The organism is Variovorax paradoxus NBRC 15149 (genome assembly GCF_001591365.1).
In the GTDB taxonomy this organism is placed as follows: domain Bacteria; phylum Pseudomonadota; class Gammaproteobacteria; order Burkholderiales; family Burkholderiaceae_C; genus Variovorax; species Variovorax paradoxus.
Map to the genome: position 1 here is coordinate 2,634,995 of NZ_BCUT01000001.1, position 18,346 is coordinate 2,653,340.

Annotated in this window: 17 protein-coding genes and 1 riboswitch; of the genes, 12 read left to right on the forward strand and 5 right to left on the reverse strand. The window is 67.0% G+C overall.

Annotation, left to right across the window (positions count from 1 at the left end; genetic code table 11):
* Positions 1-152: 152 nt before the first annotated feature.
* From gyrB to dnaA, 3 genes are all read right to left on the reverse strand, one after another.
* Entirely contained in the window at positions 153-2,777 is a 2,625-nt protein-coding gene (gene gyrB, locus VPA02S_RS12255) for a DNA topoisomerase (ATP-hydrolyzing) subunit B (RefSeq protein ID WP_012745168.1), read from the reverse strand.
* A gap of 134 nt (positions 2,778-2,911) precedes the next feature.
* Entirely contained in the window at positions 2,912-4,018 is a 1,107-nt protein-coding gene (gene dnaN, locus VPA02S_RS12260) for a DNA polymerase III subunit beta (protein WP_012745167.1), read from the reverse strand.
* Between the two features lie 89 nt (positions 4,019-4,107).
* Positions 4,108-5,487, reverse strand: a complete 1,380-nt coding sequence (gene dnaA, locus VPA02S_RS12265; protein WP_012745166.1) for a chromosomal replication initiator protein DnaA — start codon at positions 5,485-5,487, stop codon at positions 4,108-4,110.
* A gap of 287 nt (positions 5,488-5,774) precedes the next feature.
* Here dnaA and rpmH point away from each other — a divergent pair, with 287 nt between their 5' ends.
* The 7 genes from rpmH to VPA02S_RS12300 all read left to right on the forward strand — a co-directional run bounded on the left by rpmH (position 5,775) and on the right by VPA02S_RS12300 (position 11,521).
* Complete coding sequence (gene rpmH / locus VPA02S_RS12270; protein WP_007834827.1) at positions 5,775-5,909, forward strand: 50S ribosomal protein L34; 135 nt, start codon at positions 5,775-5,777, stop codon at positions 5,907-5,909.
* A gap of 101 nt (positions 5,910-6,010) precedes the next feature.
* Complete coding sequence (locus tag VPA02S_RS12275; protein WP_062363863.1) at positions 6,011-6,436, forward strand: ribonuclease P protein component; 426 nt, start codon at positions 6,011-6,013, stop codon at positions 6,434-6,436.
* Complete coding sequence (gene yidD, locus VPA02S_RS12280) at positions 6,433-6,720, forward strand: membrane protein insertion efficiency factor YidD (RefSeq protein ID WP_015868039.1); 288 nt, start codon at positions 6,433-6,435, stop codon at positions 6,718-6,720. Before VPA02S_RS12275 ends, yidD begins: the two co-directional genes overlap by 4 nt.
* Complete coding sequence (yidC, locus tag VPA02S_RS12285) at positions 6,717-8,414, forward strand: membrane protein insertase YidC (RefSeq protein ID WP_062363864.1); 1,698 nt, start codon at positions 6,717-6,719, stop codon at positions 8,412-8,414. Before yidD ends, yidC begins: the two co-directional genes overlap by 4 nt.
* 69 nt (positions 8,415-8,483) lie before the next feature.
* Positions 8,484-9,902 carry a tRNA uridine-5-carboxymethylaminomethyl(34) synthesis GTPase MnmE gene (mnmE, locus tag VPA02S_RS12290; protein ID WP_018903418.1) on the forward strand — a complete coding sequence of 473 codons (1,419 nt, stop codon included), beginning with the start codon at positions 8,484-8,486 and terminating at the stop codon, positions 9,900-9,902.
* 90 nt (positions 9,903-9,992) lie between these two features.
* The gene (locus VPA02S_RS12295; protein ID WP_015868036.1) at positions 9,993-10,457 is read left to right on the forward strand and encodes a Crp/Fnr family transcriptional regulator; all 465 of its coding nucleotides are present in this window, start codon (positions 9,993-9,995) and stop codon (positions 10,455-10,457) included.
* Between the two features lie 95 nt (positions 10,458-10,552).
* Positions 10,553-11,521, forward strand: a complete 969-nt coding sequence (locus VPA02S_RS12300) for a hypothetical protein (protein WP_018903419.1) — start codon at positions 10,553-10,555, stop codon at positions 11,519-11,521.
* A 22-nt stretch (positions 11,522-11,543) separates the two neighbouring features.
* Here VPA02S_RS12300 and VPA02S_RS12305 read toward each other — a convergent pair whose 3' ends face one another.
* Positions 11,544-13,529: a monovalent cation:proton antiporter family protein gene (locus VPA02S_RS12305; protein WP_018903420.1), complete on the reverse strand. Its 1,986-nt coding sequence runs from the start codon at positions 13,527-13,529 to the stop codon at positions 11,544-11,546.
* An 87-nt stretch (positions 13,530-13,616) separates the two neighbouring features.
* Between VPA02S_RS12305 and VPA02S_RS12310 the strand changes: the two genes are divergently transcribed.
* Genes VPA02S_RS12310 through VPA02S_RS12325 form a run of 4 tightly spaced genes read left to right on the forward strand, consistent with a single transcriptional unit; the run spans position 13,617 to position 16,585 of the window.
* Positions 13,617-14,615 (forward strand): KpsF/GutQ family sugar-phosphate isomerase, encoded by a 999-nt coding sequence (locus tag VPA02S_RS12310; RefSeq protein WP_015868033.1) that lies wholly within the window; start codon positions 13,617-13,619, stop codon positions 14,613-14,615.
* Positions 14,615-15,163: a KdsC family phosphatase gene (locus VPA02S_RS12315; protein ID WP_015868032.1), complete on the forward strand. Its 549-nt coding sequence runs from the start codon at positions 14,615-14,617 to the stop codon at positions 15,161-15,163. Before VPA02S_RS12310 ends, VPA02S_RS12315 begins: the two co-directional genes overlap by 1 nt.
* Positions 15,160-15,795 carry an LPS export ABC transporter periplasmic protein LptC gene (gene lptC / locus VPA02S_RS12320; protein ID WP_015868031.1) on the forward strand — a complete coding sequence of 212 codons (636 nt, stop codon included), beginning with the start codon at positions 15,160-15,162 and terminating at the stop codon, positions 15,793-15,795. Before VPA02S_RS12315 ends, lptC begins: the two co-directional genes overlap by 4 nt.
* A gap of 7 nt (positions 15,796-15,802) precedes the next feature.
* Positions 15,803-16,585, forward strand: a complete 783-nt coding sequence (locus VPA02S_RS12325) for an SDR family oxidoreductase (protein ID WP_015868030.1) — start codon at positions 15,803-15,805, stop codon at positions 16,583-16,585.
* Between the two features lie 81 nt (positions 16,586-16,666).
* On the opposite strand, the gene rbp is transcribed toward VPA02S_RS12325, so the two are convergent.
* Positions 16,667-17,212, reverse strand: a complete 546-nt coding sequence (gene rbp, locus VPA02S_RS31340; protein WP_015868029.1) for an RNA-binding regulator — start codon at positions 17,210-17,212, stop codon at positions 16,667-16,669.
* Between the two features lie 263 nt (positions 17,213-17,475).
* Positions 17,476-17,660, forward strand: a riboswitch (yybP-ykoY riboswitch).
* A 6-nt stretch (positions 17,661-17,666) separates the two neighbouring features.
* On the opposite strand from rbp, the gene VPA02S_RS12335 reads away from it, so the two are divergent.
* Positions 17,667-18,230 carry a TMEM165/GDT1 family protein gene (locus VPA02S_RS12335; protein WP_015868028.1) on the forward strand — a complete coding sequence of 188 codons (564 nt, stop codon included), beginning with the start codon at positions 17,667-17,669 and terminating at the stop codon, positions 18,228-18,230.
* Positions 18,231-18,346: the final 116 nt, after the last annotated feature.

The following is an 18,346-nucleotide window of genomic DNA, read 5'->3' on the forward strand; positions in this document are numbered from 1 at the left end:
GTGAAAGTACCTATGGGCGACTAAAGGGCTATCGGAGTGGGTTGGCGCGCGTGGCAGGTTGGCGGGCCTGTGGCTCGAAGAAACAAAAAAAACGCCCGGCATTGCCGGGCGCTCTTTTTTGTTTCACCGACGCTGTCGGATTTCTTCAGCGATCAGACGTCGATATTCGCCGCCCGCAGCGCGTTCTGCTCGATGAATTCGCGGCGCGGTTCGACCTCGTCGCCCATCAGCATCGTGAACACGCGGTCGGCTTCGATCGCGTCGTCGATCTGCACGCGCAGCAGGCGGCGCACGGTCGGGTCCATGGTGGTTTCCCACAGCTGTGCGGGGTTCATTTCGCCCAGGCCCTTGTAGCGCTGTCGCGAGGTGGCGTTCTCGGCCTGGCCGATGAGCCACTTCATGGCGATGCGGAAGTCGGCCACCTTTTCTTCCTTGGCGCGTTCGCCTTCGCCGCGGCGGACGGTGGCGCCTTCGCTGCTCAGGAGGTTGCGGAAGGTGTTGGCGGCTTCGGCGAGCGCGGCGTAGTCGGCGCCGTGCACGAAGTCCTGCGTGAGCACGCTGCTCTTGATGTTGCCGTGGTGGCGGCGGCTGATGCGCAGCAGCGGCTTGTCGGTGCGGGCGTCGAATTCGCTGCTTACCTCGGCCGGCACGCCGGTGGTGTTGAGCTCGCGCAGCTTGGCCTGCAGCGCCACGGCCGAGGCTTCGGCCGCGGGCGTGGTGTCGAGGTCGAGCGCCACGCCGTCGGCAATGGCGCGCAGGGCCTCGGCATCCATGAAGTTGCGCAGCCGCGCGATCACGGCTTCGGCCAGCTGGTGCTTGCGCGCGAGCTCGGCCAGCGTGTCGCCGGAGAGGGTGGTCGAGTTGGGGCCGCCGGTCTCGATGCTCGCGTCCTTCAGCGCCACCTTGAGCAGGAAGGCGTCCAGCGCGGGGCCGTCCTTCAGGTACTGCTCTTCCTTGCCGACCTTCACCTTGTACAGCGGCGGCTGCGCGATGTAGATGTGGCCGCGCTCGACCAGCTCCGGCATCTGCCGGTAGAAGAAGGTGAGCAGCAGCGTGCGGATGTGGGCGCCGTCGACGTCGGCGTCGGTCATGATGATGATGCGGTGGTAGCGCAGCTTGGCGACGTTGAAGTCGTCCGCCCCGCCGCCCGCGCTGGTGGCGCCGGCACGGCCGATGCCGGTGCCCAGCGCCGTGATCATGGTGAGGATTTCGTTGCTGGTGAGCAGCTTCTCGTAGCGCGCCTTTTCCACGTTCAGGATCTTGCCACGCAGTGGCAGGATGGCCTGGAACTTCCGGTCGCGGCCCTGCTTGGCGGAGCCGCCGGCGGAGTCGCCCTCCACCAGGTAGACCTCGCACAGCGCGGGATCCTTTTCCTGGCAGTCGGCCAGCTTGCCGGGCAGGCCCATGCCGTCGAGCACGCCCTTGCGGCGCGTCATCTCGCGGGCCTTGCGCGCAGCCTCGCGGGCGCGGGCGGCCTCGACGATCTTGCCGCAGATGATCTTGGCGTCGTTCGGGCGTTCCTGCAGGTAGTCGGTCAGGAGGCGGCCGACGATGTCTTCCACCGGCGCGCGCACTTCGCTGGACACCAGCTTGTCCTTGGTCTGGCTCGAGAACTTGGGCTCGGGCACCTTCACGCTCAGCACGCAGCACAGGCCTTCGCGCATGTCGTCACCGGTGACTTCGACCTTCGCCTTCTTGGCGAACTCGTTTTCTTCGATGTACTTGTTGATGACGCGTGTCATCGCGGCGCGCAGGCCCGTGAGGTGGGTGCCGCCGTCACGCTGCGGGATGTTGTTGGTGAAGCACAGCACCTGCTCGTTGTAGCCGCTGTTCCACTGCATCGCCACTTCGACGCCGATGTGCGTGCCCGGGATGCCGCCGTAGGTGTCGGCCGGCTTCTCGCCCATTGCGTAGAACACGTTGGGGTGCAGGACGGTCTTGCCCTTGTTGATGAAATCGACAAAACCCTTGACGCCGCCGGCGCCCGAGAAGTCGTCTTCCTTGCCGCTGCGCTCGTCCTTCAGGCGGATGCGCACGCCGTTGTTCAAAAAGCTCAGCTCGCGCAACCGCTTGGAGAGGATTTCATAGTGGAAATCGGCGTTCTCCTTGAAGATCTCGGTGTCGGGCAGGAAGTGGACTTCGGTGCCGCGCTTGTCGGTCTCCCCGATGATCCGCATCGGCGACACCTCGACGCCGTTCACGGTCTCGATCAGGCGGTTCTGCACGAAGCCGCGGCTGAATTCGAGCTCGTGGATCTTGCCTTCGCGCCGCACCACCAGGCGCAGCATCACGCTCAGCGCGTTCACGCAGCTCACGCCCACGCCGTGCAGGCCGCCCGACACCTTGTAGCTGTTCTGGTTGAACTTGCCGCCCGCGTGCAGCTCGGTGAGCGCGATTTCGGAGGCCGAGCGCTTGGGCTCGTGCTTGTCGTCCATCTTCACGCCCGTGGGAATGCCGCGGCCGTTGTCGGTGACGGAGATCGAGTTGTCGGTGTGGATGGTCACGACGATGTCGTCGCAATGCCCGGCCAGCGCCTCGTCGATGGAGTTGTCGACCACCTCGAACACCAGGTGGTGCAGGCCCGTGCCGTCGGAGGTGTCGCCGATGTACATGCCGGGGCGCTTGCGCACCGCCTCGAGCCCTTCGAGGATCGTGATCGAGCCTTCGCCGTAGCTGGTGTCGGCGGGCGTGATCTCGATCGGTACCGCACTCTCGATCTCGGGCGTGTAGACCGGCTCGGTGTGGGGTACTTCGGGCTTGTTCTCTTCTGCACTCATTCGGATATTCCTCTATCTCTCACGGCATTCACGGGATTTCTCGGGCTCTCGGAGCCGGTTTTTCCTGCCTCTTGAAAGCGCAAACCCGCGGAGGGCCGCGGGCTGTCTGCGCAAGGCGCTGTGTTTTCTGGCTTCTAGATTCGCATCGGCATCACGACGTACTTGAAGGATGCGTTCTCGGGGATGGTCAAAAGGGCCGAGCTGTTGGAGTCGGCCAGGTCCAGCTTGACCATGTCCTGGTCCATGTTGGACAGCGCGTCGATCAGGTAGGTCACGTTGAAGCCGATCTCGATGGCGTCGCCGCCGTAGTCGATGTCGAGTTCGTCCTGGGCCTCTTCCTGCTCGGCGTTGTTCGACGCGATGCGCAGCGTGCCGGGCTCGATGTTCAGGCGCACACCCTTGAACTTCTCGCTCGTCAGGATGGCGGTGCGCTGCAGGCTGGCCAAGAGCGGCGCGCGGCCGAGCGTGACGCTGTTCTTGTGGTTCTTGGGGATCACGCGGTTGTAGTCGGGGAACTTGCCCTCGACCAGCTTGGTGACGAACTCCATGCCGCCAAAGCTGAACTTGGCCTGGTTGTTCGCAAACTGCATCTCGATGGCGCCTTCGGCGTCCGACAGCAGGCGCTGCATCTCGAGCACGGTCTTGCGCGGAAGAATGACTTCCTGGCGCGGCACCTCGACGTCGAGCGTGGCCGACGAGAACGCCAGGCGGTGGCCGTCGGTGGCCACCAGGCTCAGCTGCTTGCCTTCGGCCACGAACAGGATGCCGTTCAGGTAGTAGCGGATGTCGTGCACGGCCATGGCAAAGGAAACCTGCGAGAGCAGGTCCTTCAGCGTCTTTTGCGGCACGCTGAACACCGGGCCGAAGTTGGCGGCTTCCTGCACCAGCGGAAAGTCCTCGGCCGGCAGCGACTGCAGCGTGAAGCGGCTCTTGCCGCCCTTGAGCACCAGCTTGCTCGCGCTCGATTCGAGGCTCACGGTCTGGTCGGCCGGCATGGTGCGCAGGATGTCGATCAGCTTGCGCGCGCCGATGGTGGTGGTGAAGTTGCCTTCGTCGCCGCCGAGCTCGGCCGTGGTGCGGATCTGGATCTCGAGGTCGCTGGTGGTCAGCTGCAGCTGGCCGCCGGTCTTGCGGATCAGCACGTTGGCCAGGATCGGCAAGGTGTGGCGCCGCTCCACGATGCCAGCCACCGACTGCAGCGCGGCGAGGACCTTGTCTTGGGTTGCCTTCAAAACGATCATGTCTTCTTCCTCTTCTCTTATCTCTTTGAATCCGCCATTGAGACGCCATTCTCCGCTGTTGCGAGGGGCATGCCTGGCGACATCCGGGATCAGCCCTTGAGCGTCTGCTCGAGCACGTGCAGCTGCTGGTTGAGTTCGGTGAGCTGCTGGCGCTCGCCCGAGATCTTGCGCACCGCGTGCAGCACCGTCGTGTGGTCGCGCCCGCCGAACAGCTCGCCGATTTCGGGCAGGCTCTTCTGCGTGAGCTCCTTGGCCAGGTACATCGCGATCTGCCGCGGCCGCGCAATGCTGGCCGGGCGCTTCTTGCTGTACATGTCGGCGACCTTGATCTTGTAGTAGTCGGCCACCGTCTTCTGGATATTTTCGACCGAGATCTGCCGATTCTGGATCGACAGCAGGTCGCGCAGCGCCTCGCGCGCCAGGGCGATCGAGATCTCCTTCTGGTTGAAGCGCGAGTAGGCCAGGATCTTGCGCAGCGCCCCTTCGAGCTCGCGCACGTTGGAGCGCACGTTCTTGGCAACGAAGAAGGCCACTTCTTCCGGCATTTCGGCCGATTCGGCGCGCGCCTTGTTGATCAGGATGGCCACGCGCATTTCGAGCTCGGGCGGCTCGATGGCCACCGTGAGGCCCGAATCGAAGCGCGAGACCAGCCGCTCGTGGATGTCGGCCAGGCCCTTGGGATAGGTGTCGCTGGTCATCACGATGTGCGACTTCTTGGCCAGCAGGGCCTCGAACGCATTGAAGAATTCTTCCTGCGTGCGGTCCTTGTTGGCGAAGAACTGCACATCGTCGATCAGGAGCAGGTCGAGCGAGTGGTAGCGCTCCTTGAACTCGTCGAAAGTCTTGCGCTGATAGGCTTTGACCACATCCGAGACGAACTGCTCGGCATGGATGTAGAGAACTTTGGAATCCGGGCGGTCGGCCAGCAGCCGGTTGCCCACCGCGTGCATCAGGTGGGTCTTGCCCAGGCCGACGCCGCCGTAGATGAACAGCGGGTTGTACAGGTGGCCCGGCATGCCGGCCACGTGCATGGCGGCGGCGCGCGCCATGCGGTTGGCCGTGCCCTCCACCAGGGTGTCGAAGGTGAGGCCCGAATTCAGCCGGTTCTTGAAGCCGGCGTTGGCGGGCTCCTCGCCCGGGCCGGCCACGTCGCGCGGCACGTCGGTTTCGGCCAGCACGGCAACTGGGGCAGAGCGCACGGGCGCTTCTCGCGGAGCAAGCGCTAACTCAACTGCGACCGGCTGGCCGTACATCTTCTCGGCCATGGCGGCGATCTTGCCGGCGTACTGGGCCCGGATCCAGTCGAGCTTGAAGCGGTTGGCAACGAACACCGTCATGCGCGAAAGGTCGTCCGCGACCTGCGCTGTCAGGGGCTTGATCCAGGTGTTGAACTGCTGCTCGGACAGCTCCTGCGCGAGCTGGTCGACGCAGGCCTGCCAGAGGCTTTCGCCGATGCCGTCAGTGGACATGGGCGCTTGAAAAAATGGTGAAACCCTCGGGCATTTTTTGGTATATGTATTGTGGATATTCTCTGCTGAAGGCGCCTCGCATTCTAACTTGTCAAAACCTTATCCACACGCCGCCGGCGGCGGCGAAAGGCCCGCAAATCCAGTCGAAGATTGTTCAGGGGCCGAATGTTTGCGATAATTGCGGGTTTCCCTGAAAACCTCATTGCGTCTTTCGGGGGCCAATCCGAAACACGCTCTCCGGCGCCCGCGGCTTTTTCGCCTGCGGAAACAGGGAATCAGGAACCATCATGAAACGCACATACCAAGCATCCAAAGTCCGCCGCGCCCGTACCCACGGCTTTCTGGTCCGCATGAAGACCCGCGGCGGCCGTGCCGTCATCAACGCACGCCGCGCCAAGGGCCGCAAGCGCCTGGCCGTCTGACGGCAGCCCGCCTGCCGTTGCCAGCAGCCGAACCGCCAGCGCCAGCTCCTGCAGCCAGCGCTTCTGGCCCGACCCGTAACGGCGGACTCGGCTCGGTTTCCATGCAGCGGCTCAAGACCCGCGCGCAATTCCAGGCCGTCCTCGCAGGTGCCACCGTGGCGCGCACTGCTCATTTCGCATTGCATCGCTGTGCGCTCGATCTTTCGTCGAGCGCACAGCCGCTGTTCGCGTCCGACGATGTCTGGCTGGGCGCCATGGTGCCCAAGCGCTGGGCGCGCCGAGCGGTCACGCGCAATGCCATCAAGCGCCAGATCTACACCGTGAGCGCTGCGCCCGGCGCCGGCCTGCCGCGTGCTGCGCACGTGGTGCGCCTGCGCGCGGGTTTCGACCGCAAGGAGTTCGTGAGCGCCTCTTCGGACAAGCTCAAGGCGGCCGTTCGGGCCGAGCTCCAGCAGCTGCTGGCGCGCGCCGCGCGTGCGCCAGCGGCTCCGGCCGCGCCCTCTTCTCCCTCTTCCTCCTCCACATGAAACGCCTGCTGATCGGCCTCGTGAAGGGCTATCGCCTGCTGCTGAGCCCCTGGCTCGGCCAGTCGTGCCGCTTCACGCCGACCTGCTCGGTGTATTCGATCGAGGCGCTGGAAGTGCACGGCGCGCTCAAGGGCAGCTATCTCACGCTGCACCGCATCGCGCGCTGCCAGCCCTGGTGCCAGGGCGGGCACGATCCGGTTCCTCCGGCATCACAGTGTCGTACTGACAAGTCAGGCTCACTGTTTTCGTCTCTCCTCTCCTCCGACAAGAAGTCTTCGTCATGAACGATATCCGCCGCACGATCCTGTGGGTGATTTTTGGTTTCTCGCTGGTGCTGCTGTGGGACCAATGGCAGGTCTTCAACGGCAACAAGCCGACCTTCCTGCCCTCGAGCAAGCCGGCCGCCGTGGCCTCCGCTCCGGCGGGCGCCGCCGCACCCGCTGCCGGCAACGGCGTGCCCAGCGCGTCCGCCGCCACGGGCAGCGCGGGCGCCGTGCCCACGCAGGCCGCCGCGGCCGCGCCGCGCGAGCAGGTCAACGTGACCACCGACCTGTTCAAGGCGGTGATCGACAGCGAAGGCGCCACGGTCAACTACCTCGAACTGCTCAAGTACGACGAGGCCGACCGCACCAAGCACGTCGTGCTGTTCGAGAACGCCTCGCCGGCCACCCGCTACGTGGCGCAGACCGGCCTGCTGAACCCGGTCGATTCGGGCGAGCGCTTCCCCAACCACCTGACGCCGATGGCGCCCAAGGCCGGTCCGCGCGAAATGCCCGAAGGCCAGAACACGCTGGAAGTGAGCTTCGAAAGCGCGCCGGTCGGCGGCCTGAAATACGTCAAGACCTACGTCTTCAAGCGCGGCGACTACGCCATCGGCGTGCGCCATGAAGTCGTCAACGTGAGCGACCAGCCGCGCGATGCGCAGCTCTACATGCAGCTGCTGCGCCACGGCACCGTGGCCGCCGGCACCATGTTCGGCACCAACACCTTCACCGGCCCGGCCGCCTACACCAACGAGAAGAAGTTCCACAAGCTCGACTTCAAGGACATTGCCAAGGGCAAGATCGAGCCGCCGCCGCCCGCCAACGACGGCTGGATCGCGATGGTGCAGCATTACTTCGCGTCGGCCTGGCTGCTCAAGGGCGACCCGGCCAGCGAACAGCTGCGCCGCGAGTTCCGCGTGAAGGACCTGGGCGACAACCTCTACACCGTCGCCATGGTGGCGACGCTGCCGAAGATCGCTCCGGGCGCCACGCAGGTCGTGAACAGCGCGCTGTTCGCCGGCCCCGAGGAAGAAAAGAAGCTCGAAGCCATCGCCCCTGGCCTGGACCTGGTCAAGGACTACGGCATCTTCGCGATCATCTCCAAGCCGCTGTACTGGCTGCTCACGCAGCTGCACGGCATCCTGGGCAACTGGGGCTGGGCCATCGTGGCGCTGGTGGTGCTGCTGAAGGCGGCCTTCTACTGGCTCAATGCCAAGGCCTACGCAAGCATGGCCAAGATGAAGGCCATCAACCCCAAGATCATGGAAATGCGCGAGCGGCTGAAGGACAAGCCGCAGGAAATGCAGCAGGAAATGATGCGGATCTACAAGACCGAGAAGGTCAATCCGATGGGCGGCTGCTTCCCGATCGTGATCCAGATCCCGGTGTTCATCGCGCTCTATTGGGTGCTGCTGTCGTCGGTCGAAATGCGCCACGCGCCGTGGATCGGCTGGATCACCGACCTGTCGGCACCGGACCCCTGGTACATCCTGCCGGTCGTGATGACGCTCACCTCGCTGTTCCAGACCTGGCTCAACCCGACGCCGCCCGATCCGATGCAGGCCAAGCTGATGTGGATCATGCCGCTCGCGTTCAGCGTGATGTTCATCTTCTTCCCGGCCGGCCTGGTGCTGTACTGGATCACCAACAACGTGCTGTCGATCGCGCAGCAGTGGTTCATCAACAAGCGGCTGGGCGTGCTGGGCACCAAGTAGCCCGCCCGCGCTCCGAACCATCCCCGAAGGGCCGCGTCAGCGGCCCTTTTTGCTGAAAGAATCCGCACCATGCTCGCCCGCACCACCGATCCCATCGTCGCCATCGCCACCGCCTCGGGGCGCGGGGCGGTCGGCATCGTGCGGGTGTCTGGCGCCCGGCTCGCGCCGCTGGTCGACGCGCTCTGCGGCCGGCCGCTGAAGCCGCGCGAAGCCACCTACCTTCCCTTTCGCGATGCGGCCGGCGAGCCGGTCGACCACGGCCTGGCCATCCACTTTCCCTCGCCCCATTCGTTCACGGGCGAAGACGTGCTCGAACTGCAGGCCCATGGCGGAACGGTCGTGCTGCAGCTGCTGCTGGCGCGCTGCCTCGAAGCCGCCGCCGAGGCCGATCCGGTCACCGGCCGGCCGCGCCTGCCGGGCCTGCGCGTGGCCGAGCCGGGCGAGTTCAGCCAGCGCGCCTTTCTCAACGGCAAGATCGACCTCGCCCAGGCCGAAGCCATTGCCGACCTGATCGACGCCAGCACCGAGGCAGCCGCGCGCAGCGCCGGGCGTTCGCTGTCGGGTGCCTTCTCGCGCGAGATCCACGCGCTGCGCGATGCGCTGATCCACCTGCGCATGCTGGTGGAGGCGACGCTCGACTTTCCGGAAGAGGAAATCGACTTTCTCCAGAAGGCCGATGCGACGGGGCAGCTGGCGAAGCTGCAGGCGCAGCTGGCGGCAGTTCAGCAGCGCGCCAAACAAGGTGCGCTGCTGCGCGAAGGCATCAAGGTGGTCATTGCGGGCCAGCCCAATGCGGGCAAGAGTTCGCTGCTCAATGCGCTGGCCGGCGCCGAGCTGGCCATCGTGAGCGCGGTGGCGGGCACGACGCGCGACGTGGTGTCCGAGACCATCCAGATCCACGGCGTGCCGCTGCACGTGGTGGACACGGCCGGCCTGCGCGAAAGCAGCGACGAGGTCGAACAGATCGGCGTGGCCCGCGCCTGGGGCCAGATCGAGGGCGCCGATGCCGTGCTGTTCCTGCACGACCTGACGCGTGCCGGCCAGCCCGAGTACGCCGCCGCCGACGCCGAGATCCTGCGCGTGCTGCAACACAAGCTGCCCGCGAGCGTGCCGGTGCTCGATGTCTGGAACAAGCAGGACGCCGCGCCAATGCCGGAGACGGCGGGTGCGGCCCAACAAGGCATCGCCCTGTCCGCCAAGACCGGCCTCGGCATCGAGGCGCTGCGCGAACAGCTGCTGGCCATGGCCGGCTGGCAGGCCGTGCCCGAGGGCGTCTACCTGGCGCGGGCGCGCCATGTGCAGGCGCTGGGCCAGGTGGAAACGCACCTGGCGCTGGCCGCGAGCCATCTGGCGGCGCAGGCACAACTGCTCGACCTGCTGGCCGAGGAGCTTCGCCTTGCGCAGAACGCACTGAACGAAATCACCGGCGAATTCGGCGCCGACGACCTGCTGGGCGTCATCTTTTCTCGCTTCTGTATCGGCAAATAGCGACAGCTCGTCCGAAAAACGTAAAGAGTTGTAGCCGAAAACCGCGCCCTTCGCGGATACTCCGGCACAGATGCGGGGGTTGAGAAAAGCATGTCCATCCAGAACCTGAGCCGCGCAATCGCGGACAACAACAGCAGCAGCGACGCCTTCGCGTTGACGCTCAACGTACAGCAGTGGGAAACGCTGGCGGGCTACCTGCAGCCCATCGACACCGGCGTGGGGGACGTTCTCATCGAGCAGGGCACGCACGACCGGTCGGTGTACTTCCTCGAGAGCGGCGCCATCAGCGTGCACCGCGTGAGCAGCAAGGAACAGATGAAGCTGGCCGTGCTCATGCCCGGATCGGTGGTGGGCGAAGGCTCCTTCTTCTCGCGCCAGCCGCACTCCGCCAACGTGGTGGTCACCGGCGCGGGCCGCGTGTGGCGCCTCACGGCAATCCGTTTCGCGGAAATGTCGAACCGGCAGCCCAACCTGGCCCTGGAGATTGCCATGGGGCTCGGCGCGGTGATCGCCAAGCGCATGGCACACCGCTCCAAGCGCGTTGCGGTGACCTGAGCACCGGCCTGCCGCTTCGCGCCTCGAATTCGGCCCTCGACGGCTCTTCGCCGCCAGTTTTTTCTGAAATCGTTTTTCCCTAGAAGTCCGTCGTCATGGCCTTGATCTGTCCGGTGTGCAGCGCGGAGAACCGCGCCGGCGCCAATTTCTGCCGCGGCTGCGGCGGCAAGCTGGCCCCTGCGGCACCCGCGCCGATGGCGCCGCCTCCGCCGCCCGGCAGCAGATCGGAGCGCGAGTGGGCCGCCACGGCGCCCGCGCAACTGCGTGCGCCCACCATTCCGGGCGGGCTGTTCGAAGCCGGTGCCTACGCGGCTTCCGCGGCCTCTTCCGCGAGCGCGAGCCTGCCGGACGAGGACAAGACTGTCATCGTTGCGCCGGGGTCTTCCGGGCGGCTGCCTTCGCGGCCGCGGGAGGGCCGTGCGAGGAAGAAATCTTCTTCTGCTTCTTCTTCCGGGAGCAGGACGCGGCGGTCTTCCGGCGCCGAGGCGCAAAAGAAGCCTTCGCGCTCCCGCGGCATGTGGCTGTGGGGGGCGCTGCTGGCGGTGGGCCTGCTCATGATCGCCGCCGGCTGGTACGGCTACGGGACCGGCAAGCCGTCCGAAGAGACGCCGGCTGCTGCTGCAGCAGCGCCTGCCGCGCCGCCCGCGCCACCTGTCCCGTTGCCCGAGCCGGCCGCTGCGGCGCTGCCGGAACCTCCAGCCGCCGAAGCGCCGGTCGCGGAGACGGCCGCACCAGCTGCGGCAAGCGACACGCCGGCGGCAGCCAATAACAAGCCGCCAGCCGCCACCGCCAAGTCCCGCAAGCCGGCACCGGCGGCACCCTTGCAGGCCGGCGCGATGGCCGATCCCGCACCGGCTCCCGCCGCCGCGCCGCCTGCATCGCCGGCCGCGCCAGCGCCCACCGATCCCCAGGCCCTCTGCGGCGACCGGAACTTCATCGCGAAGGCCCAGTGCATGGCCGCGCAGTGCCTCAAGCCCGAATACAAGCCGCATGCGCAGTGCGAAGCCGTGCGCCGGCAGCAGCGCATCGAGGAAGAAAAGCGCAACCCCACCCTGGTGAACTGAGCGCGCGCTGCGGCGCAGAGGCTCAGCCCTTCTGCAGCCGCTCGATGGCCACGGCCAGGGCGGCGGGCTTGCCGCACAGCACGAGCGTGTCGCCATCGGTCAGCACCGTGTCGTCGGTGAACACCTGGTTCTGGCCGTCGTGGCGGCGCAGGCTGGCGACGCGCACGCCCAGGCTGTCGAGTGCCAGCCGCGCCAGGGTCTGGCCGACGGCGCGGGCGCCGGGCGTGAGCGTGAAGGTGTTGAGCCGCTCGTGGTCGAGCTCGTCGGCGTTGTCGTCGTCCGCGCCGTGGAAGTAGCCGCGCAGCAGGTTGTAGCGCGCATCGCGCTGGTCCTGCACCACGCGGATCACGCGCCGCATCGGCACGCCGACCAGCGCCAGCGCATGGCTCGCGAGCATCAGCGAGCCCTCGATGGCCTCGGGCACCACCTCGGTCGCGCCGGCGGCCTGCAGCTTCTCGAGGTCGAGGTCGTCCTGCGTGCGCACGATCACCGGCACCTGCGGCGCGTGGGAGCGGATGTTGGCCAGCACCTTCATGGCACCCGGCACATCGAGATAGGTCACGACCACGGCGCTGGCGCGCGCCAGGCCGGCCGCCATCAGCGCCTGCAGCCGGGCCGCGTCGCCGAACACCACCGAATCGCCCGCCGCTGCGGCCTGGCGCACACGGTCGGGGTCGAGGTCCAGCGCCATGTAGGGAATGCCTTCGCGCTCCAGGATGCGCGCCAGGTTCTGGCCGCAGCGCCCGTAGCCGCAGATGATCACGTGCTTGGCGGTATTGATGGTCTTGCGCGCGATCGTGGTCATCTGCAGCGATTGCTGGAGCCAGTCGCTCGCCACCAGCTTGCGCACGATGGCGTTGGTGTACATCACGATGAAGGGCGTGGCGAGCATCGACAGCACCATCGACGCCAGCACCGGGTTGGCCAGCCACGGCGGCAGCAGGCTGCGCTCCTGCGCCAGCGCCAGCAGCACAAAGCCGAATTCGCCGGCCTGCGCCAGGTAGAGGCCGGTGCGCAGCGACACGCCCGCGGTGGCGCCCAGCACCCGCGCCAGCAGCGTCACCAGCGCCAGCTTGAACGCCAGCGGCAGCAGCAGCAGCACGGCCACCAGCGCCCAGCGCTGCACCACGATGTGCCAGTCGAGCGACATGCCCACCGTGATGAAGAACAGGCCCAGCAGCACGTCGTGGAACGGACGGATGTCGGTTTCGACCTGGTGCTTGTATTCGGTCTCCGACACCAGCATGCCGGCGATGAAGGCGCCCAGCGCCAGGCTCAGGCCGGCCAGTTCGGTGAGCCAGGCCAGGCCGAGCGTGACCAGCAGCACGTTCAGGATGAAGAGCTCCTCGCTGCGCCGCCGCGCAACGAGCGTGAGCCACCAGCGCATGATGCGCGGGCCGCCATAGAGCAGCACGCCGATCAGCAGCGTGGCCTTCACGAGCGCCAGGCCGATCGCCTTGGCCAGCGCCTCGGGCGGCGCGCCCAGCGCGGGAATCAGCACCAGCAGCGGCACCACCGCCAGGTCCTGGAACAGCAGCACGCCCATCACGCGCTTGCCGTGTTCGCTCTCGAGCTCGAGCCGCTCGGCCATCAGCTTGACCACGATCGCGGTGCTGCTCATCGTGAGGGCGCCCGACAGCGCCAGCGCCGTCTGCCACCCGAGCCGCCAGGCCGGAGGGAGCTGCGAGGCGATGGCGAGCGCCCCGGCGGTGGCAATGGCCATGGTCAGCAGCACCTGCAGCAGGCCCAGGCCGAACACGTGCTTGCGCATGGCGCGCAGCTTGGGCAGGCTGAATTCGAGCCCGATCACGAACATCAGGAACACCACGCCGAATTCGCCGAGATGGCGGATGGCTTCGGAGTTCTGCGCCAATGCCAGCGCATGCGGCCCGATCAGCACGCCGGCCGACAGATAGCCCAGCATCGGCGGCAGTTTCAGCGAGCGGCAGACCACCACGCCGAGCACTGCGGCCAGCAAATACATCAGCGTGAGATCGAACGAGGACATTGCCGGATGCTAGAGCAATGTCCATGCCCCGAACGTGCGGCTTGCATCGAGCGGCGGCGCGCGCCGGCCGGCCCGTAAAATCCGCCGATGAGTTCAGCTCCCCTGCCCCCCGTGGTCGACGCCGACGCAATCCTGGCGCGGGCGCGCGCCACCTTCGACATCGAGTCCGATGCCGTGATCGGCCTGAAGTCGCGCGTGGGTCCGAGCTTCGTCGAGGCCGTGCGCAAGATCCTGGACGTGCGCGGCCGCGTGGTCGTCATGGGCATGGGCAAGAGCGGCCACGTCGGCCGCAAGATCGCGGCGACCCTGGCCTCCACCGGCACGCCGGCCATGTTCGTCCACCCGGCCGAAGCGAGCCACGGCGATCTCGGCATGATCAAGCCGGTCGACCTGGTGCTGGCCATCTCCAACAGCGGCGAGGTCGACGAGCTCACCGTGATCCTGCCGGTGGTCAAGCGCCAGGGCGTGCCCCTCATCGCGATGACCGGCCGCACCGATTCCACCCTCGCGCGCCACGCCGACATCGTGATCGACGCCGGCGTGGCCAAGGAGGCCTGCCCGCTCAACCTCGCCCCCACCGCAAGCACCACCGCCCAGATGGCGATGGGCGATGCGCTGGCAGTGGCGCTGCTCGACGCGCGCGGCTTCGGCTCCGAGGACTTCGCGCGCTCGCACCCCGGCGGTGCGCTCGGCCGCAAGCTGCTCACGCATGTGAGCGACGTGATGCGCTCGGGCGACGAGGTGCCGCGCGTGGCGCCCACTGCAACGCTCAGCGAGCTGATGCGCGAGATGAGCTCCAAGGGCCTGGGCGCCACCGCCGTGGTCGACGCGCAAGGCCGCGCCATCGGCATCTTCACCGACGGCGACCTGCGCCGCCAGGTCGAGACCGGCGGCGACCTGCGCGGCCTCACCGCCGCCGACGTGATGCACCCCGGCCCGCGCACGCTGCGCGCCGAGGCGCTGGCGGTCGAGGCGGCCGAGCTGATGGAAGAACACCGCATCACCAGCGTGCTCATCGTCGACCCCGAGGGGCTCCTGATCGGCGCGCTCAGCATCAACGACCTGATGCGCGCGAAGGTCATCTGATGCCGATCGACTTCCAGGCCGAGACCTTGCTCGCCGCGCAGGACGTGCGCGTCGCGTTCTTCGACATCGACGGCGTGCTGACCGACGGCGGCGTGTATTTCACCGAGCATGGCGAAACCCTCAAGCGCTTCAGCATCCTGGACGGCTACGGCCTCAAGCTGCTGCGCCTGGCGGGCATCACGCCGGCGGTGATCACCGGGCGCGACTCCAAGCCGCTGCGCGTGCGGCTCGAAGCGCTGGGCATCCAGCACGTGCGCTACGGCACCGAAGACAAGCTGCCCGCGGCCCAGGCCATGCTCGAGGAGCTCGGTTTCAGCTGGCTGCAGGCCGCGGCCATCGGCGACGACTGGCCCGACCTGCCCGTGCTGGCGCGCGCCGGCTTTGCGGCCGCGCCCGCCAATGCGCATGCCGAAGTGCGCCAGGCGGTCAACTACGTCACGCGCGCACGCGGCGGAGAAGGCGCGGCGCGCGAGTTCTGCGATCTGCTGCTGACGGCCTGCGGCCAGTACCGCCGCCTGCTCGACGCCGCCCGGGGTCCGAGGCAATGAAGCGTGCCTGGAACCTGCTGCGCGACGTGCTCGACCGCGCCACCATCTATCTGCCCATCATTCTCACGGCAGCGGTTGCGCTCGGCACCTACTGGCTGGTGCGCAACGCGCCCAAGCTGCTCGCACCCACCGCCAAGGCCGCGCCCACGCACGAGCCCGACTATTTCATGCGCGGCTTCGTGATCAAGAACTTCCTGCCCAACGGCGACCTGCGCAGCGAACTCCACGGCAAGGAAGGCCGGCACTACCCCGACACCGACACCGTCGAGGTCGACGACGTGCGCATGCGCTCCGTTTCGCCGCAGGGCTACACCACGCACGCGACGGCCAATCGCGGCATCTCGAACTCCGACGGCAGCGAGATCCAGCTCTTCGGCAACGCCATCGTCATCCGCGACCCGGTGGTGGGGCCCAGCGGCAAGTCCACGCCGCGCCTGGAGTTCCGCGGCGATTTCCTGCACGCCTTCCTCGATACCGAACGCGTGACCTCGAACAAGCCGGTCACGCTCATCCGCGGCAGCGACCAGTTCACCGCCGACCACCTCGACTACGACAACCTGAGCGGCGTCGCCAACCTGACCGGCCGCGTGCGCGGCGTGCTGATTCCCTCGGCGGCCGGCAAGCCGCGCTGAACTGCGCATGAGCCCGTCTCCGCTTGTCTTCATCACCGGCGCATCGAGCGGCATCGGCCAGGCCCTGGCCGCCAGCTTCTACGAGGCGGGCTACCGCCTGGCGCTGGTGGCGCGGCGCACCGCGGAGATCGAATCCTGGGCCGGCGAGCGCCAGCTGGACCCCGCCCGCTACCAGGTCTATGGCGCGGACGTCGCGCAAACCGACAGCATCGTGGCCGCCGGCGCCGCCTGCATCGCGCGCCAGGGCCTGCCCGACGTGGTGATTGCCAACGCCGGCATCAGCGTGGGTATCGACACCGCGGAGCGCGAGGACATCGAGGTGATGGCCCGGACCTTCGCCACCAACAACGTCGGCCTGATGGCCACCTTCCATCCTTTCGTGGCCGCGATGCGGCAGCGCGGCAGCGGCCGGCTGGTGGGCATCGCGAGCGTCGCGGCCATTCGCGGGCTGCCGGGGCACGGCGCCTACTGCGCCAGCAAGGCGGGCGTGGTCGCGTATTGCGAGAGCCTGCGCGGCGAGCTGCACAACAGCGGCGTCAAGGTCGTCACGCTCTGCCCCGGCTACATCGACACGCCGCTGACCCAGGGCAACCGCTACGGCATGCCCTTTCTCATGAAGGCCCGGGACTTTGCCGACCAGGCGCTGCGCGCCATCGAGGCGGGCACCAGCTACCGCGTGATTCCCTGGCAGATGGGCGTGGTCGCCAAGCTGATGCGCATGCTGCCGAATGCGCTGCTCGACCGCGCCGTGCAGGGCCGCGCCCGCAAGAAGCGCAGCGGCGAAAGCTGATGACTTCGCCGGAGCGGCGGCTCCAATGAAAAAAGGCTCCCTGAGGAGCCTTTTTTACTTGTGCGTGACGGGATGCAGCATTCAGTAGCCGCTGTTGCCGCCGCCGCCGTAGCCACCACCACCGCCGGAGCGGCCACCGCCGCCACCGCCACGGGGGCCGGCACCGTAGGGGCTGCGGAAGCCGCCATCGCCGCCACCACCACCGCCGCCGGAGCGGCCACCGCCACCGCCGCCATAGCCGCCACCACCGCCGGAGCGGCCGCCGCCGCCACCACCGTAGCCGCCACCACCGCCGCCGCCGTAGCCACCGCCACCACCGCCGCCATAACCACCACCGCCGCCGCCGTAGCCGCCACCACCGCTGCGGGGCGGACGTGCTTCCATGGGACGTGCTTCGTTGACGACGACGCTGCGGCCGCCGAGCGGCTGGCCGTTCATGCCATTGATGGCTGCTTGCGCTTCCGCGTCACTGCCCATCTCGACGAAGCCGAAGCCCTTCGAGCGGCCCGTGTCGCGTTCCATCATGACCTTGGCGCTGGTCACCGCGCCGAATTGTCCAAAAGCCTGTTCGAGATCACTGTCGCGCACCGAGTAAGGCAGGTTGCCGACATACAGTTTGTTGCCCATCAAGGGACTCCTATAAACACATAGCAAGAAAAGCGATGGAGTCCCGAAAGCATCACTCAAACGAGAGCCGTCGAGTCGCGCGAAACTGACCGATCACCGAACTTCCTCCCCGGCAAAATGAAGAGGGAGGCTCGTGCATTATGGGTGAAATACGTGAAATGCAAGCAGTAATTTGCCGCATCCTGTAGGGCCTCGAAAAATTTACAGAAAGCTAGCGCACGCTTACAAACCCGGCCGGTGGCTGCCGCGCAGCAGGTAGAATCCGACCCGTCATTGGGGAGTAGCCGCCTTCCATCGCGAGAAGGGCCCGCGTCAACAGACTTGTCCTGCCCCACAGGACATGGCGCGTGCAGTGAACACACCTGGCGAGACCTTTGACCGTGCAACTTCGGGAATATGGCCGAAGGTGTTGCACGGTCAATTGCGTCCTTCGGCCCAAGGAACCCTCTCTTTCATGGAAGCTTTTCTCGTTGCAACCGGCGTGGTTGCGCTCGCCGAAATGGGCGACAAGACCCAACTGCTGGCTCTTCTGCTCGCGGCGCGTTTCCGGAAACCCTGGCCGATCGTGCTCGGGATCTTCGCGGCCACCATCGTCAACCACGCGCTGGCCGGCGCGGTCGGCAACTGGATCACCCACTGGCTCGGGCCCGACGTGCTGCGCTGGATCCTGGGGGGCTCGTTCATCGCCATGGCGGCGTGGATGCTGATTCCCGACAAGCTCGACGAAGACGACGCGCCCGCGGCCAGCCACTACGGGGTCTTCGGCACCACGCTGGTCGCGTTCTTCCTGGCCGAAATGGGCGACAAGACCCAGATCGCGACCGTCATGCTGGCCGCCCGCTTCACGCAGGACTACGTCTGGGTGGTCGCCGGCACGACGCTCGGCATGATGCTGGCCAACGCACCGGTGGTGTGGCTCGGCGAGAAGATCGTACGGCGCGTGCCCATCAAGCTGGTGCACGGCGTCTCGGCCGCGATCTTCCTCGTGCTCGGCATCGTGATGATCGTCGGCTGGTAGCGCGGCGGGGCGATATACTGCCGGCTGCGCCGATTTGCTTCAGCTTGCGGGCGCTTAATAAATTCAGCTAAAGACAGTCCAGTTGGCGAACAAGCAACCCGGCTCGTTTTTGGCGA